Origin of the sequence: Streptomyces sp. ISL-12, assembly GCF_018614415.1 — a bacterium.
Taxonomy (GTDB): Bacteria; Actinomycetota; Actinomycetes; order Streptomycetales; family Streptomycetaceae; genus Streptomyces.
Window position 1 is genome coordinate 1 of record NZ_JAGGOO010000048.1, and the last position, 14,178, is coordinate 14,178.

The following is a 14,178-nucleotide window of genomic DNA, read 5'->3' on the forward strand; positions in this document are numbered from 1 at the left end:
CCCCCGCCCCTCTCCCCGCCCGCGAGGTGACCCCGCAGCACCTCCAACCCCGGGTGGGCATTGTCCCGGTGCCAGAGGAGTGAGTGTGGGTAGACGGGGGTCGGGTCGGTCACCGGGATGAGGCGCAGGTCGTGGCCCGTCGGCCAGATCAGGCGGGTGCGGGCGCCCATGAACGTGGCCAGGGTCGGCGTGTCGGCGATGGTGTCGAGCAGCGCGTCGCTGCCGAAGTTGGGGCCGGTCGCCTCGATGGTCAGGCCGAACTCGGCGACCAGGTCGTCGTAGTACGCGGCCCACTCCGTGCCCGGGACGACGCCCGGCATCCAGATCCGGTGGCCGGCGAGGTCGGCGAGACGCACCGAGCGGGCGTCGGCCAGGGCGTGGTCGGGGCCGGTCAGCAGGTGCAACGGCTCGTCGAGTACGCGGACCGACGCGATGTCATCGGGGAGCGGCCGGCCGGGTGCCGCCACCGCGCGGAACGTCGCGTCGAGCGCGCCCGAGCGGAGCGCGGTGACGGCCGTGTCGATGCCGAAGATCGTCATCACGTCGAGGTCGATCTCGGGGTGCGCCTCGTGGAAGCCGCGCATCAGGCGGGACTGCGCGCTGCGTGAGGTGAGGACGTCGACGCGCAGGGGGCGGCGGTCGGCGCGGACGGACGCCTCCGCGCGCTCGGCCACGCGCAGCAGCTCGCGGGCGTGGGGGAGGAAGGCCCGTCCGTCGATGGTCAGGTCGGCGCCGCGCGGCGTACGGACGAACAGCCGGACGCCGAGGCTCCGCTCCAGCGCGGCGACGCGTTTGGAGACGGCCTGCTGGGTGAGGCCCAGCACGGCGGCGGCCTCCTGGAACTGTCCCGCGTCGGCGACGGCGACGAAGGTCCGGACGGTGGCGAGGTCCATGACGACACCGTAGTCGTACAACCAGGGGTTGTGGGGGAAGGGTGTCCGGGTTGTTTGATGCCGGCGCTTCCCGATCGCTTTGATGTCGGCATGGGATGGCTCTGGGCGGCGTACGGGACCAGCGCGCTCGGGACGTGGCTCGCCTTCGGGGCGTTTCCGCTGATCGCCGTGCAGGTACTGCATGCTGGACCGGCCCAGGTCGCCGCGCTGTCCGCCGTGGGGACCGCCGTGGGCGCGGCCGTGGCGGTGCCGCTCGGGCCGTGGGTGGAGTTCCGGCGGAAGCGGCCGGTGCTGATCGGGATGGATCTGGTGCGGTGCGTGGCGCTGCTGACGGTACCCGTCGCGTACGGGGTCGGCGTGCTGACCTTCGTACAACTGGTGGTGGTAGCGACAGTCGTCGCCGTGGGCGATATCGGGTTCCGGGCCGCCTCCGGGGCGTATCTGAAGGCGGTGCTGGACGGGGAGGAACTGCTCGTCGCCAACGCGCGGCTGGAGGCCACCACTTGGTCGGCCACGATCGTCGGGCCGCCGCTGGGCGGTGCGGTGATCGGGGTGCTCGGGCCGGTGGTGACCGTCGCGGCCGACGCGGTCAGCTATCTGCTGTCCGCGCTGGGTATCCGGGCGATGGGCCGGGGAGGGCGGGACGCCTTGCCCCGGAGGCCGGAGGCCGCGGCGCGGATGCGGGCGGGGGAACTGTTCGACGGGTGGCGGTTCATCGTCTCCGACGCGGCGCTGCGGGCGCTGTTCCTCAACACCGCGCTGTTCAACGGGCTGGTGATGGCCACCTCGCCGTTGCTGGCCGTGCTGATGCTCGGGCCGCTCGGGTTCGCGCCGTGGGAGTACGGGCTGGCCTTCGCCGCGCCCTCGATCGGCGGGCTGCTCGGGGCACGGCTCGCCCGGCCGCTCGTCCGGCGGTTCGGGCCGTACCGGGTGCTGGTCGGGGCGGGGGCGTCGCGCGCTCTCTGGCCGGTCGGGCTGGCCTTCGTCGGGCCGGGGGCGGGTGGGCTGCTGGTGGTGGCCGGGGTCGAGTTCGGGCTGATCCTGTGCTGCGGGGTCTTCAACCCCGTCCACGCCACCTACCGCCTCCAGCGGACCCCGGCCGACCGGGTCACCCGCACGCTGACCGCCTGGACGGTCACGACCAGGGGCTCGACCGCGCTGCTCACCGCCCTGTGGGGCGTACTGGGCGGGCTGCTCGGGCCGCGTACGGCCGTCGGTCTGGCCGGCGTACTCCTGCTGGCGACCCCGCTGCTGCTGCCCCGCCGCCCGGCGCCGGACGGCGGGGCCGGGCGGCGGCCGTGAGGTCAGTGCCAGTCGACGGTCACCTCGCGGGTCTCCAGCTCGGCCAGGACGGGGTCGGGCCGGTCCGACAGCGCCTGCGCGCGCATCTGGCGCGACCTCTTGACACGGCGCAACGACTCCACGTCGAGCAGGGGGCCGGTGTCCGTGAGGAGGGGGAGATCGATGAAGTCGATCTCGGCGAGGGCGGGCAGCGCGGTCAGGGCGCTGATGTCCGTCAGCTTCTCCATGGTCCCCAGCTCCAGCTTCCGGAGCGAGGGGTGAGCGGTCAGCGGGGACAGGTCCGGCCACGGCAGGTGGGACAGGGAGAGTTCGGTGAGGGAACCGGCTTCGGGCAGCTCCGTCAGGGACTCGGTCCGCCGGAGATCCAGTTTCCGCAGGCCGGGGCAGTTCTCCAGGCCGCGCAGTGCGGGCAGGCCCGGGGCGTCCATCAGTCTCAGCTCGGTGAGCGGGGTGCCGGACAGCCCGCTGATGTCGGTGAGTGCCCGGCAGCCCGACAGGTCGACCTTGGTGACCGGGGCGCCGGCCAGCGCGTCGAGGTCCGTGAGCGCCGGGCAGTCCCAGACGCGTACGTGACTGAGGGAGGGCAGCCGGTTCAGCCGCCCGAGGCCGGTGAGGGAGGGGACGCCGGTCAGCTCCAGTTCGCGCAGGGCCGGCAGGCCGTCGAGGTCACCGACGGTGCGCAGGCTGGGGGCCTGCTGGACGGAGCACCGGGTCAGCTCGGGGTGGACGCCGAGGCCGGTCAGGTCGGCCAGCCCGTGGCAGGTGCCGAGGCTGAGCGTCCGCAGGCCGGTGAGCGCGGCGAACGGGGCGAGGTTCCGCAGCGCACCGGTTCCGGTCAGGTGGAGGTGGCGCAGACCGGGGAGGAGGGCCAGGTCGGCGAAGTCCTCCAGCGCGGTGCAGCCGAGGAGGACGAGCCGTTCCAGGGAGGGCAGCGGGCCGACGCCCGCGACGGAGACGAGTCCCTCGCCCCCCTCGACGCGCAGGTCCGTCAGGCCGGTCAGCGCGGCGACGCCGGTCAGGTCGCGCAGGGCCGGACAGCCCTTGACCCTGAGGGTCGTCAGCCGGGGGTGGTGGCCGAGCCCGCGGAAGCTCTGGAAGCGGGGGCAGTCCTCGACGACCAGCTCGGACAGGTTCGGGGCCGCGGCGACGCCGGTCAGGTCGCGCAGGGCTTGCAGCTCGCCAGGTCGAGCGCGAAGAGGTCGGGGACGTCGGCCAGGCCGGTCAGGTCGCGGATGCCGGTCCAGCCGAGGTCCAGCCGGGTGAGCCGGGTCAGTCCGGACAGCTCGGCGGGGGTCTTGAAGGACCGGCAGCCGCGCAGGTTCAGCCGCTCAAGCAGCGGGAAGGCCGCGCCGAAACCGGCGACCGACGTCACCCGCGTCATGCTCAGGTCCAGGTCGCGCAGGCGGCCGAGGGTCAGCAGGGGCGCCGTGTCGGCCACGGCGCGGCAGCGGTGCAGGTCGAGCCGGGTCAGCTCGGTGAGGGCGCTCAGCGGGGTGAGGTCCTCGACCTTGGCGCAGCCGCGCAGGTCGAGGCCGGTCAGGCCGGTGAGGGCGGCGAGCGGGGAGATGTCCTCGACCTTGGCGCAGCCGTACAGCCCGAGGGAGGTCAGGCCGGTGAGCGCGCCGATCTCCGTGAGGTCGGTGATGTCCTTGCTGCTCTCCAGCTCCAGCTTGCGCAGCGTGGTCAGGTGGCGCAGCCCGGTCAGCGTGACCATGCGGGTCAGCCGCAGCACGGTACGGCCCTCACGGCGGAACGCCGGTGCCAGCACGGCGGCGGCGAAGCCGTCCTCGTCGGCGGCGGACCCCCACCACAGCTGCAGCAGCGAGTCCGAGGACAGCTCGGCGACCGGCGCGAAGCGCGCGGCCAGCTCCAGCGCCGCCCCGTCGTCGGAGATCCGCACCAACTCCCGTAAGGCGGAGCGGGCCTGGGCGCGGGTGGCCGTCTCCAACCGCCCGCTCCAGTACGCGACTCGGGAACCGATGGCGTTGTGGGAACCGTCATTCGAAGGCATGCGCGAACCCTAGGGGGCGGGTGTGACACGGCACACCCGGAACGGCCGGAGCGGCGCCCGTAGGTGAACTCCCCGCCAACTCTGTGAGGGAGCTTGGCGACAGCTGTCCCAAACCCCTACCGCTCACTGTGAACACTGTTCTTGTCTGGAACGATGAGACATCCGTTGCCCCCGCTCACCGCGACCGTCCCCGCCCAGCGCTCCTCGGCACGCCACGGGACGCGCGGGACGGGCACGGCCGGGGGACGGGGCGCGGGGCGCAGGCTGTACGTGATCGACGGCATCCGTCTCGTCGCAGCCCTGATGGTGGCCCTGCACCACTTCGCCGGCACCGAGCGGACCGACCGGCCGGGCAACGTCATCTGGGGCCGGCCGGTCGGCGACATCATGCCGACGGTGCACCACGTCGGCACCTACGGCTGGATCGGCGTCGAGATCTTCTTCGTGATCAGCGGCTTCGTGATCTGCATGTCGAGCTGGGGGCGCACGCCCCGCCAGTTCTTCGTCTCCCGGGTGATCCGGCTCTACCCGGCGTACTGGTTCGCGGTCCTGTTCACCACGGCCGTCCTGGTCGCCGTACCGGGCGTGTGGGAGCGCCTCAAGGTGCGCGAGGTCCTGCTCAACCTCACCATGCTCCAGTCCGGCTCGGCCGTGCCGAACGTCGACGGCGTCTACTGGACCCTCTGGTCCGAGCTGCGCTTCTACCTGCTGTTCCTGGTCGTCGTCGCGATGGGGCTGACGTACCGCAGGGTCGTCGCCTTCTGCTGCGTGTGGGGCGCCGTGGCGATGCTGGCGCCGGTCTCCGACCTGCCGCTGCTGGAACTGGTCGCCAACCCGGACGGCGCCTGGTTCTTCATCGCCGGACTCGCCCTGTACCTGATGCACCGCTTCGGTCCCGACCTGCTGCTGTGGGGCATCCTCGGCACGGCCTGGCTGATGGGCCAGCTGGAGCTGGGGAAACGCATCGACGAGGTCGAGCACGTCTCCGGCTGGCGCGGCGCCTTCCTGATCTACACCGTCTTCCTGCTCTTCATGGCCGCCGTCGCCCTCGGCCACACCGACCGGATCCAGTGGAAGTGGCTGGTGACGGCGGGTGCGATGACGTATCCGCTGTACCTGATGCACTACGCGGCGGGGACGGCGCTGATCAGCCGGCTGCGGGACACGATGGACCCCCGGCTGCTGGTGGTGGTGCTGATCGCCGGGTTCTGCGTACTGAGCTGGCTGGTCCACCGGCTGGTGGAGCGCCCGGTGGCCCGCGCGCTCAAGAAGGGGCTGGACCGGTCCTTCACCCGGCTGTGGGAGGCCGACGCCCGCCGGGACTGAGCAGCCGCGGCGGGCGCCGGCCGGGGCTCAGCCGATGGTCCACTTCTGGTTGGCGGTTCCGGCGCAGGTCCAGATCTGCAGGCGGGTGCCGTCGGCCGAGGAGTTGTCCTTGGCGTCCAGGCACTTGTCGGCGCCGGTGTTGGTCAGGTCCCTGGCCGCGGTGTACGTCCACTGCTGGGCCTTGGTGCCGTTGCAGGTCCACAGCTGCACCACCGCGCCGTCCGCGGTCGAACCGCCGCTCACGTCCAGGCACTTGCCCAGCGCCCGGACCGTGCCGTCGCCGGGCAGCGTCCACTGCTGCGCGGCGACGCCGTTGCAGTCGTGGAGCTGGACGGGCGTGCCGTCGGCGCTGGAGGCACCGGCCACGTCGACGCACATGCCGCCGATGCCCTTGATCGGCCCGCCGGTGGCGCCACCGCCGGAGCCGGCGGCGGAGACCCGGACGTAGTCGACGGTCATCGTCTGCGGGAAGGCGGTGGCGGAGTCGGGGCTGCCGGGCCAGTTGCCGCCGACCGCGAAGTTGAGGATGAGGAAGAACGGGTGGTCGAAGACCCACTTGTTGCCGTTCACCCCGGACGGCGTCAGCGTCTTGTACGTCTGCCCGTCCACCGACCAGGTGATCGCCTCGGGGCTCCAGTCGACCGCGAAGGTGTGGAAGTCGTCGGCGAACGCCTTGCCGCCGGGCAGCGTGTACGCCGCGCCGATGCCGCCGCTGCCGGAGTAGCCGGGGCCGTGCACCGTGCCGTGGACCATGCCGGGCTCGTAGCCGACGTTCTCCATGATGTCGATCTCGCCGCTGTTCGGCCAGCCGACGCTGCCCAGGTCGTCGCCGAGCATCCAGAACGCGGGCCACACGCCCTGGCCGCGCGGCACCTTGACGCGGGCCTCGAAGCGGCCGTACTTCTGCGTGAAGGTCTTGGCGGTGTTCAGCCGGGCCGAGGTGTACTGGCAGGTGCCGTACCAGCACTGGAGGCCGCTGTCGGTGTTCTTGCGGGCGGTGATGACCAGGTTGCCGCTGCCGTCGAGGGCCGCGTTGGACGTGCTGTCCGTGTAGTACTGCAGTTCGTTGTTGCCGTTGCCCGTGCCGCCGGTCTCCAGCGTCCACTTGCCGGGGTCCGGGCGGCTGCCGGCGGCGCCGTCGAACTCGTCGGACCAGGTCACCGCGGCCTGAGCCGCGTCGGCCCGGTGCGTACCGGGCCCCGACGTGGTCAGGAGCAGGGCGACGACGAGCGCGCCGGTCACCAGCAGGACCAGTCCGCCCAGGGACCATCTGCGGGCGCGATGAGCAGCCATGATGAGCACACCTCGTTCATGGGGGGAGAGCGATGCCGTGCCGGGCATGCTAGGGAGCTGGTCATGACAAGCACTAGTGGACCCGAGTCCGGTCTCACTGCTCTGACCTGCGATTACCCCGGGTAATAAGCTTCGGGTGAGAGTGCTTAAGCGGCCTTTAACGGCCAGTTAAGGCGCGCGGCGCGGCCCGCCTGGTTTGAGGTGAGGTGCCGGCGGGGTAATGTCGTCGGCTCGATTGGCGTCCTCGATGCCCCGTATGGCAGACTAGCGGGGTTGCTCGGTCGAGTGCCGATGCTGCGCGCCTCCCGCCGGGAGGACCGGAAGCGAGTCCCACAGTACTCGTCGCCCCAGGTAGTGCACCGGAAGGTGCGGGGGCGGACGTACGGGAATCTTTCGGGAAGCGTATGCGGGGTTCCGGCCAGGCGCCCGGTGGGTCTTCGCCCCCGGTCCGCGGTTCCGGAAGGGCCCGCACTCCCCATAGCAGGGATGTTCGAAGTAGGGGCATCTGTGTCAGCGGGAGCGCGACACGCCCGACCGCGTGGGTCGGAGACGGGGACAGGAAACTCCGGGTCCCAGAGCGTTAGAGAGACAGGACTACGAAGTAGCCATGGCGGGACAGAAGATCCGCATCCGGCTCAAGGCCTACGACCACGAGGTCATCGACTCTTCGGCGAAGAAGATCGTCGAGACGGTGACTCGCACTGGTGCGTCGGTCGCGGGCCCGGTGCCGCTGCCCACTGAGAAGAACGTGTACTGCGTCATCAAGTCGCCGCACAAGTACAAGGACTCGCGCGAGCACTTCGAGATGCGCACGCACAAGCGCCTGATCGACATCCTCGACCCGACCCCCAAGACCGTTGACTCTCTGATGCGACTCGACCTCCCGGCCGGTGTCGACATCGAGATCAAGCTCTGAGGCCGGTGATCTGAAGATGACCAAGCAGATCAAGGGCATCCTGGGCGAGAAGCTCGGCATGACGCAGGTGTGGGACGAGAACAACCGTGTTGTTCCGGTCACCGTCGTCAAGGCCGGCCCCAACGTCGTCACCCAGGTCCGCACGAACGACGCCGACGGCTACGAGTCGGTCCAGATCGCCTTCGGCGAGATCGACCCGCGCAAGGTGAACAAGCCCCTCAAGGGCCACTTCGCCAAGGCCGACGTCACGCCCCGCCGCCACCTCGTCGAGATCCGCACGGCCGACGCCGCCGAGTACACGCTCGGCCAGGAAGTCACCGCCGAGGTCTTCGAGGCCGGTGTCAAGGTCGACGTGACCGGCAAGAGCAAGGGCAAGGGCTTCGCCGGTGTCATGAAGCGTCACAACTTCAAGGGCCTCGGCGCCGGACACGGCACCCAGCGCAAGCACCGCTCGCCCGGCTCCATCGGTGGCTGCGCCACCCCGGGCCGCGTGTTCAAGGGCCTCCGTATGGCGGGTCGCATGGGCAACGAGCGGGTCACCACCCAGAACCTGACCGTCCACGCCGTTGACGCGGAGAAGGGTCTGCTGCTCATCAAGGGCGCGGTTCCCGGTCCGAACGGCGGCCTCGTCCTGGTCCGCACCGCGGCCAAGGGGGCCTGAGGTAACCGATGAGCACTGTTGACATCCTTTCGCCGGCGGGCGACAAGGCCGGTACCGTCGAGCTCCCCGCGGAGATCTTCGACGTCGAGAAGGTCAGCGTCCCGCTGATCCACCAGGTCGTCGTCGCACAGCTGGCCGCTGCCCGCCAGGGCACCCACAAGACCAAGACGCGTGGCGAGGTCCGCGGCGGTGGCAAGAAGCCGTACCGCCAGAAGGGCACCGGCCGAGCCCGTCAGGGTTCGACCCGCGCGCCGCAGTTCGCCGGTGGTGGCGTCGTGCACGGTCCCGTGCCGCGCGACTACTCGCAGCGCACCCCGAAGAAGATGAAGGCTGCCGCCCTGCGTCACGCCCTCACCGACCGGGCGCGTCACAACCGCATCCACGTCGTCTCCGGCGTGGTCGAGGGCGAGATCTCCACCAAGGCCGCCAAGACGCTGTTCGGCAAGATCAGCGAGCGCAAGAACCTGCTGCTCGTCGCCGACCGCTCGGACGAGGCCGCGTGGCTCTCCGCCCGCAACCTGCCCCAGATCCACATCCTGGAGCCGGGCCAGCTGAACACGTACGACGTTCTCGTCTCGGACGACGTGGTCTTCACCCAGGCCGCGTTCGAGTCCTTCGTGTCTGGCACGGCTAAGTCGCCGGCTGCTGACACCGAAGGGAGCGAAGCCTGATGGCTACGCGTCACCCGAGCATCGCCTCGAAGGCGGCCAAGGCCGCCAAGGCCGCGCGCGTCGCCAAGGCACGTCGCCACGAGGCCGAGGGCAAGAACACCGTCGTCACCCCGGCGAGCAAGGCGTTCACGGACCCCCGTGACGTCCTGCTGAAGCCGGTCGTGTCGGAGAAGAGCTACGCGCTGCTCGACGAGGGCAAGTACACCTTCATCGTCGCGCCGGGCGCCAACAAGACCCAGATCAAGCAGGCCGTGCAGGCGGTCTTCTCGGTCAAGGTCACCGGGGTCAACACGATCAACCGCCAGGGCAAGCGCAAGCGCACCCGCACCGGTTTCGGCCAGCGCGCCGCGACCAAGCGCGCCATCGTGACCCTCGCCGAGGGCGACCGTATCGACATCTTCGGCGGTCCGACCTCCTGACGGAGGTCCGGATCGTCCGATATCGGACGAGGACTGAGAAATGGGAATCCGCAAGTACAAGCCGACGACTCCTGGCCGTCGTGGCGCCAGCGTCGCCGACTTCGTCGAGGTCACGCGGTCCACGCCGGAGAAGTCGCTGGTTCGCCCGCTGCACAGCAAGGGCGGCCGTAACAACGCCGGTCGTGTGACCGTTCGCCACCAGGGTGGCGGACACAAGCGCGCCTACCGCGTGATCGACTTCCGTCGGCACGACAAGGACGGCGTGCCGGCGAAGGTCGCGCACATCGAGTACGACCCCAACCGCACCGCGCGCATCGCGCTGCTGCACTACGCCGACGGCGAGAAGCGCTACATCCTCGCCCCGCGCAACCTGCAGCAGGGTGACCGCGTCGAGAACGGTCCCGGGGCCGACATCAAGCCGGGCAACAACCTGGCCCTCCGCAACATCCCGGTCGGTACCACGATCCACGCGATCGAGCTCCGCCCCGGTGGCGGCGCGAAGTTCGCCCGCTCCGCCGGCGCCTCCGTGCAGCTGCTCGCGAAGGAGGGCGCCTACGCCCACCTGCGCATGCCGTCCGGTGAGATCCGCCTGGTCGACGTCCGCTGCCGCGCCACTGTCGGCGAGGTCGGCAACGCCGAGCAGTCGAACATCAACTGGGGCAAGGCGGGCCGCAAGCGGTGGCTGGGCGTTCGCCCGACCGTCCGTGGTGTGGTCATGAACCCGGTGGACCACCCGCACGGTGGTGGTGAGGGCCGGACCTCCGGTGGCCGCCACCCCGTGTCCCCGTGGGGCAAGAAGGAAGGCCGTACTCGTTCGCCCAAGAAGGCGTCGAACAAGTACATCGTCCGCCGCCGCAAGACGAACAAGAAGCGCTAAGGACGGGTTGAGATGCCGCGTAGCTTGAAGAAGGGGCCCTTCGTCGACGACCACCTCATCAAGAAGGTGGACGCACAGAACGAAGCCGGCACCAAGAACGTCATCAAGACCTGGTCCCGTCGCTCGATGATCATCCCCAGCATGCTGGGCCACACGATCGCGGTGCACAACGGCAAGACCCACATCCCGGTGTTCGTCACCGAGTCCATGGTCGGCCACAAGCTCGGCGAGTTCTCGCCGACCCGCACCTTCCGGGGTCACGTCAAGGACGACCGGAAGTCGAAGCGCCGCTAAGGCGGGGTGGAATCGACTATGACTAACACCGAAGGGACAACCATGGAAGCCAGGGCCCAGGCGCGGTACATCCGCGTCACGCCCATGAAGGCCCGCCGCGTGGTGGACCTCATCCGTGGCATGGACGCCACGGAGGCTCAGGCGGTCCTGCGTTTCGCCCCGCAGGCCGCGAGCGTGCCGGTCGGCAAGGTGCTGGACAGCGCCATCGCCAACGCCGCGCACAACTACGACCACACCGACGCCGACAGCCTCTACATCTCCGAGGCGTACGTCGACGAGGGCCCGACCCTGAAGCGGTTCCGTCCGCGCGCCCAGGGCCGCGCCTACCGGATCCGCAAGCGGACCAGCCACATCACCGTGGTCGTCAGCAGCAAGGAAGGAACCCGGTAATGGGCCAGAAGGTAAACCCGCACGGGTTCCGGCTCGGTGTCACGACCGACTTCAAGTCGCGTTGGTACGCCGACAAGCTGTACAAGGACTACGTCAAGGAAGACGTCGCCATCCGTCGGATGATGACGTCCGGCATGGAGCGCGCCGGCATCTCGAAGGTGGAGATCGAGCGCACCCGTGACCGTGTCCGCGTGGACATCCACACGGCGCGTCCGGGCATCGTCATCGGCCGCCGCGGCGCCGAGGCCGACCGCATCCGCGGTGACCTGGAGAAGCTGACCGGCAAGCAGGTCCAGCTGAACATCCTCGAGGTCAAGAACCCGGAGACGGACGCTCAGCTGGTGGCCCAGGCCGTCGCCGAGCAGCTCTCCTCCCGCGTCTCCTTCCGCCGCGCCATGCGCAAGAGCATGCAGTCGGCGATGAAGGCGGGCGCCAAGGGCATCAAGATCCAGTGCGGTGGCCGCCTCGGCGGCGCCGAGATGTCCCGCTCGGAGTTCTACCGCGAGGGCCGTGTGCCCCTGCACACGCTCCGCGCGAACGTGGACTACGGCTTCTTCGAGGCCAAGACGACCTTCGGCCGCATCGGCGTGAAGGTCTGGATCTACAAGGGCGACGTCAAGAACATCGCCGAGGTCCGCGCCGAGAACGCCGCTGCCCGCGCCGGCAACCGCCCGGCCCGTGGTGGCAACGACCGCCCGGCCCGTGGTGGCCGCGGTGGCGAGCGTGGCGGTCGCGGTCGCAAGCCGCAGCAGCAGTCGGCTCCGGCCGCCGAAGCCCCCAAGGCTGACGCGCCCGCCGCTGCGGCTCCGGCTGAGAGCACCGGAACGGAGGCCTGACCAGTCATGCTGATCCCCCGTAGGGTCAAGCACCGCAAGCAGCACCACCCCAAGCGCAGTGGTATGGCGAAGGGTGGCACGCAGGTTGCGTTCGGCGAGTACGGCATCCAGGCGCTGACCCCGGCGTACGTCACGAACCGCCAGATCGAAGCGGCTCGTATCGCCATGACCCGCCACATCAAGCGTGGCGGCAAGGTCTGGATCAACATCTACCCGGACCGCCCCCTCACCAAGAAGCCGGCCGAGACCCGCATGGGTTCCGGTAAGGGTTCGCCGGAGTGGTGGGTGGCCAACGTCAAGCCCGGACGCGTCATGTTCGAGCTGTCGTACCCCAACGAGAAGATCGCGCGCGAGGCCCTGACCCGTGCGGCTCACAAGCTGCCGATGAAGTGCAAGATCGTCAAGCGCGAGGCAGGTGAAGCGTGATGTCGGCCGGTACCAAGGCGTCCGAGCTGCGCGAGCTGGGCAACGAGGAGCTGCTCAACAAGCTCCGCGAGGCCAAGGAAGAGCTGTTCAACCTCCGCTTCCAGGCGGCGACGGGTCAGCTCGAGAACCACGGCCGGCTCAAGGCCGTCCGTAAGGACATCGCGCGGATCTACACCCTGATGCGTGAGCGCGAGCTGGGCATCGAGACGGTGGAGAGCGCCTGATGAGCGAGAGCAACGTGACTGAGAACAACACCGAGGCGCGCGGCTTCCGTAAGACCCGTGAGGGCTACGTCGTCAGCGACAAGATGGACAAGACCGTCGTCGTCGCCGTCGAGGACCGCGTCAAGCACGCGCTGTACGGCAAGGTCATCCGCCGTACCAACAAGCTCAAGGCGCACGACGAGCAGAACGCCGCGGGTGTCGGCGACCGCGTCCTCCTCATGGAGACCCGGCCGCTGTCCGCCACGAAGCGCTGGCGCGTCGTCGAGATCCTCGAGAAGGCCAAGTAATTCTCCTGCGGGCAAACCCGCAGGACAGTTCCGCCAGGCTCCGGGGGCCGGTCGCTGACCGGCCCCCGGGGAACCGGCAGACAATCAGGAGATAGACGTGATCCAGCAGGAGTCGCGACTTCGTGTCGCCGACAACACGGGTGCGAAGGAAATCCTCACCATCCGTGTACTCGGTGGCTCAGGTCGCCGCTACGCGGGTATCGGTGACGTCATCGTCGCCACCGTCAAGGACGCGATCCCCGGTGGCAACGTGAAGAAGGGTGACGTCGTCAAGGCGGTCATCGTTCGCACCGTCAAGGAGCGCCGCCGTCCGGACGGCTCGTACATCCGCTTCGACGAGAACGCCGCCGTCATTCTGAAGAACGACGGCGACCCTCGCGGCACCCGTATCTTCGGCCCCGTCGGCCGTGAGCTGCGCGAGAAGAAGTTCATGAAGATCATCTCCCTCGCGCCGGAGGTGCTGTGAGCATGAAGATCAAGAAGGGCGACCTGGTCCAGGTCATCACCGGTAAGGACAAGGGCAAGCAGGGCAAGGTCATCGCGGCCTTCCCCCGCGAGGACCGCGTCCTGGTCGAGGGTGTCAACCGGGTCAAGAAGCACACCAAGGCCGGGCCGACCGCTCGCGGTTCGCAGGCCGGCGGCATCGTCACCACCGAGGCGCCGATCCACGTCTCCAACGTCCAGCTGGTCGTGGAGAAGGACGGCAACAAGGTCGTGACCCGCGTCGGTTACCGCTTCGACGACGAAGGCAACAAGATCCGCGTTGCCAAGCGGACGGGTGAGGACATCTGATGGCTACCACCACCACTCCGCGTCTGAAGACGAAGTACCGCGAGGAGATCGCGGGCAAGCTGCGTGACGAGTTCAAGTACGAGAACGTCATGCAGATCCCCGGCCTCGTCAAGATCGTGGTCAACATGGGTGTGGGCGACGCCGCCCGCGACTCCAAGCTGATCGACGGCGCGATTCGCGACCTCACCACGATCACCGGTCAGAAGCCGGCCGTCACCAAGGCCCGCAAGTCCATCGCGCAGTTCAAGCTGCGCGAGGGTCAGCCGATCGGTGCCCACGTCACGCTCCGTGGCGACCGCATGTGGGAGTTCCTGGACCGCACCCTGTCGCTCGCGCTGCCGCGCATCCGCGACTTCCGCGGCCTGTCCCCCAAGCAGTTCGACGGCCGTGGCAACTACACCTTTGGTCTCACGGAGCAGGTCATGTTCCACGAGATCGACCAGGACAAGATCGACCGCGTCCGGGGTATGGACATCACCGTGGTCACCACGGCGACCAACGACGCTGAGGGCCGCGCGCTCCTTCGTCACCTCGGCTTCCCCTTCAAGGAGGCGTGAGCG

General features: G+C 69.5%; 20 protein-coding genes. 16 read left to right on the top strand and 4 right to left on the bottom strand.

The features are described 5' to 3' along the window. Window positions 1–893, bottom strand: an 893-nt coding sequence (locus J7I94_RS13975; protein WP_215167402.1) for a LysR family transcriptional regulator, incomplete at its 3' end; no start/stop codon positions are given. Window positions 894–983: 90 nt separating this feature from the next. Here J7I94_RS13975 and J7I94_RS13980 point away from each other — a divergent pair. Then, the gene (locus J7I94_RS13980; protein ID WP_306522089.1) at window positions 984–2,195 is read left to right on the top strand and encodes an MFS transporter; all 1,212 of its coding nucleotides are present in this window, start codon (window positions 984–986) and stop codon (window positions 2,193–2,195) included. Window positions 2,196–2,197: 2 nt separating this feature from the next. On the opposite strand, the gene J7I94_RS38325 is transcribed toward J7I94_RS13980, so the two are convergent. After that, entirely contained in the window at window positions 2,198–2,623 is a 426-nt protein-coding gene (locus tag J7I94_RS38325) for a hypothetical protein (protein ID WP_251075132.1), read from the bottom strand. Between the two features lie 725 nt (window positions 2,624–3,348). After that, the gene (locus tag J7I94_RS38330; RefSeq protein WP_251075133.1) at window positions 3,349–4,206 is read right to left on the bottom strand and encodes a leucine-rich repeat domain-containing protein; all 858 of its coding nucleotides are present in this window, start codon (window positions 4,204–4,206) and stop codon (window positions 3,349–3,351) included. Window positions 4,207–4,359: 153 nt separating this feature from the next. On the opposite strand from J7I94_RS38330, the gene J7I94_RS13990 reads away from it, so the two are divergent. Continuing rightward, window positions 4,360–5,532 carry an acyltransferase gene (locus tag J7I94_RS13990; protein ID WP_215167404.1) on the top strand — a complete coding sequence of 391 codons (1,173 nt, stop codon included), beginning with the start codon at window positions 4,360–4,362 and terminating at the stop codon, window positions 5,530–5,532. A gap of 27 nt (window positions 5,533–5,559) precedes the next feature. On the opposite strand, the gene J7I94_RS13995 is transcribed toward J7I94_RS13990, so the two are convergent. Next, the gene (locus tag J7I94_RS13995) at window positions 5,560–6,825 is read right to left on the bottom strand and encodes a glycoside hydrolase family 16 protein (RefSeq protein WP_215167405.1); all 1,266 of its coding nucleotides are present in this window, start codon (window positions 6,823–6,825) and stop codon (window positions 5,560–5,562) included. Between the two features lie 607 nt (window positions 6,826–7,432). On the opposite strand from J7I94_RS13995, the gene rpsJ reads away from it, so the two are divergent. The 14 genes from rpsJ (at window position 7,433) to rplE (ending at window position 14,175) form a co-directional block, all read left to right on the top strand. Further along, the gene (gene rpsJ, locus J7I94_RS14000) at window positions 7,433–7,741 is read left to right on the top strand and encodes a 30S ribosomal protein S10 (RefSeq protein WP_003948644.1); all 309 of its coding nucleotides are present in this window, start codon (window positions 7,433–7,435) and stop codon (window positions 7,739–7,741) included. Between the two features lie 16 nt (window positions 7,742–7,757). After that, window positions 7,758–8,402, top strand: coding sequence for a 50S ribosomal protein L3 (gene rplC, locus J7I94_RS14005; protein ID WP_215167406.1), 645 nt, complete (start codon window positions 7,758–7,760; stop codon window positions 8,400–8,402). Between the two features lie 8 nt (window positions 8,403–8,410). Then, on the top strand, window positions 8,411–9,073 hold the full coding sequence (gene rplD / locus J7I94_RS14010) for a 50S ribosomal protein L4 (RefSeq protein WP_215167407.1): 663 nt from the start codon (window positions 8,411–8,413) through the stop codon (window positions 9,071–9,073). Then, window positions 9,073–9,492: a 50S ribosomal protein L23 gene (gene rplW, locus J7I94_RS14015; RefSeq protein ID WP_215167408.1), complete on the top strand. Its 420-nt coding sequence runs from the start codon at window positions 9,073–9,075 to the stop codon at window positions 9,490–9,492. The genes rplD and rplW overlap by 1 nt, the downstream gene beginning before the upstream one ends. A 40-nt stretch (window positions 9,493–9,532) precedes the next feature. Further along, on the top strand, window positions 9,533–10,369 hold the full coding sequence (gene rplB / locus J7I94_RS14020) for a 50S ribosomal protein L2 (RefSeq protein WP_018543909.1): 837 nt from the start codon (window positions 9,533–9,535) through the stop codon (window positions 10,367–10,369). Between the two features lie 12 nt (window positions 10,370–10,381). After that, window positions 10,382–10,663 carry a 30S ribosomal protein S19 gene (rpsS, locus tag J7I94_RS14025; RefSeq protein WP_132857210.1) on the top strand — a complete coding sequence of 94 codons (282 nt, stop codon included), beginning with the start codon at window positions 10,382–10,384 and terminating at the stop codon, window positions 10,661–10,663. A 42-nt stretch (window positions 10,664–10,705) separates the two neighbouring features. Continuing rightward, entirely contained in the window at window positions 10,706–11,053 is a 348-nt protein-coding gene (gene rplV, locus J7I94_RS14030) for a 50S ribosomal protein L22 (RefSeq protein ID WP_019329637.1), read from the top strand. Beyond that, window positions 11,053–11,889: a 30S ribosomal protein S3 gene (gene rpsC / locus J7I94_RS14035; protein WP_215167409.1), complete on the top strand. Its 837-nt coding sequence runs from the start codon at window positions 11,053–11,055 to the stop codon at window positions 11,887–11,889. Before rplV ends, rpsC begins: the two co-directional genes overlap by 1 nt. 6 nt (window positions 11,890–11,895) lie before the next feature. Beyond that, the gene (gene rplP, locus J7I94_RS14040; protein ID WP_190206087.1) at window positions 11,896–12,315 is read left to right on the top strand and encodes a 50S ribosomal protein L16; all 420 of its coding nucleotides are present in this window, start codon (window positions 11,896–11,898) and stop codon (window positions 12,313–12,315) included. After that, window positions 12,315–12,539, top strand: coding sequence for a 50S ribosomal protein L29 (gene rpmC / locus J7I94_RS14045; RefSeq protein ID WP_010036720.1), 225 nt, complete (start codon window positions 12,315–12,317; stop codon window positions 12,537–12,539). Before rplP ends, rpmC begins: the two co-directional genes overlap by 1 nt. Further along, window positions 12,539–12,826, top strand: a complete 288-nt coding sequence (gene rpsQ / locus J7I94_RS14050) for a 30S ribosomal protein S17 (RefSeq protein ID WP_189417909.1) — start codon at window positions 12,539–12,541, stop codon at window positions 12,824–12,826. Before rpmC ends, rpsQ begins: the two co-directional genes overlap by 1 nt. A gap of 97 nt (window positions 12,827–12,923) precedes the next feature. After that, window positions 12,924–13,292 carry a 50S ribosomal protein L14 gene (gene rplN, locus J7I94_RS14055; protein WP_003974257.1) on the top strand — a complete coding sequence of 123 codons (369 nt, stop codon included), beginning with the start codon at window positions 12,924–12,926 and terminating at the stop codon, window positions 13,290–13,292. 2 nt (window positions 13,293–13,294) lie between these two features. Then, window positions 13,295–13,618, top strand: a complete 324-nt coding sequence (gene rplX, locus J7I94_RS14060) for a 50S ribosomal protein L24 (protein ID WP_003992365.1) — start codon at window positions 13,295–13,297, stop codon at window positions 13,616–13,618. Further along, entirely contained in the window at window positions 13,618–14,175 is a 558-nt protein-coding gene (rplE, locus tag J7I94_RS14065; protein ID WP_030930495.1) for a 50S ribosomal protein L5, read from the top strand. The genes rplX and rplE overlap by 1 nt, the downstream gene beginning before the upstream one ends. Window positions 14,176–14,178 lie beyond the last annotated feature (3 nt).

What these genes read in the sequence shown, in the direction of transcription:
- rpsJ (WP_003948644.1), top strand. Translation starts at nt 7,433, where the DNA reads ATGGCGGGACAGAAGATCCGCATCCGGCTCAAGGCCTACGACCACGAG.
- rplW (WP_215167408.1), top strand. Translation starts at nt 9,073, where the DNA reads ATGGCTACGCGTCACCCGAGCATCGCCTCGAAGGCGGCCAAGGCCGCC.
- rplD (WP_215167407.1), top strand. Translation starts at nt 8,411, where the DNA reads ATGAGCACTGTTGACATCCTTTCGCCGGCGGGCGACAAGGCCGGTACC.
- rpsQ (WP_189417909.1), top strand. Translation starts at nt 12,539, where the DNA reads ATGAGCGAGAGCAACGTGACTGAGAACAACACCGAGGCGCGCGGCTTC.
- J7I94_RS38330 (WP_251075133.1), bottom strand. Translation starts at nt 4,206, where the DNA reads ATGCCTTCGAATGACGGTTCCCACAACGCCATCGGTTCCCGAGTCGCG.
- J7I94_RS13995 (WP_215167405.1), bottom strand. Translation starts at nt 6,825, where the DNA reads ATGGCTGCTCATCGCGCCCGCAGATGGTCCCTGGGCGGACTGGTCCTG.
- rplE (WP_030930495.1), top strand. Translation starts at nt 13,618, where the DNA reads ATGGCTACCACCACCACTCCGCGTCTGAAGACGAAGTACCGCGAGGAG.
- rpsS (WP_132857210.1), top strand. Translation starts at nt 10,382, where the DNA reads ATGCCGCGTAGCTTGAAGAAGGGGCCCTTCGTCGACGACCACCTCATC.
- rpsC (WP_215167409.1), top strand. Translation starts at nt 11,053, where the DNA reads ATGGGCCAGAAGGTAAACCCGCACGGGTTCCGGCTCGGTGTCACGACC.
- rpmC (WP_010036720.1), top strand. Translation starts at nt 12,315, where the DNA reads ATGTCGGCCGGTACCAAGGCGTCCGAGCTGCGCGAGCTGGGCAACGAG.
- rplV (WP_019329637.1), top strand. Translation starts at nt 10,706, where the DNA reads ATGGAAGCCAGGGCCCAGGCGCGGTACATCCGCGTCACGCCCATGAAG.
- J7I94_RS38325 (WP_251075132.1), bottom strand. Translation starts at nt 2,623, where the DNA reads ATGGACGCCCCGGGCCTGCCCGCACTGCGCGGCCTGGAGAACTGCCCC.
- rplP (WP_190206087.1), top strand. Translation starts at nt 11,896, where the DNA reads ATGCTGATCCCCCGTAGGGTCAAGCACCGCAAGCAGCACCACCCCAAG.
- rplB (WP_018543909.1), top strand. Translation starts at nt 9,533, where the DNA reads ATGGGAATCCGCAAGTACAAGCCGACGACTCCTGGCCGTCGTGGCGCC.
- rplC (WP_215167406.1), top strand. Translation starts at nt 7,758, where the DNA reads ATGACCAAGCAGATCAAGGGCATCCTGGGCGAGAAGCTCGGCATGACG.
- J7I94_RS13990 (WP_215167404.1), top strand. Translation starts at nt 4,360, where the DNA reads ATGAGACATCCGTTGCCCCCGCTCACCGCGACCGTCCCCGCCCAGCGC.
- rplX (WP_003992365.1), top strand. Translation starts at nt 13,295, where the DNA reads ATGAAGATCAAGAAGGGCGACCTGGTCCAGGTCATCACCGGTAAGGAC.
- J7I94_RS13980 (WP_306522089.1), top strand. Translation starts at nt 984, where the DNA reads ATGGGATGGCTCTGGGCGGCGTACGGGACCAGCGCGCTCGGGACGTGG.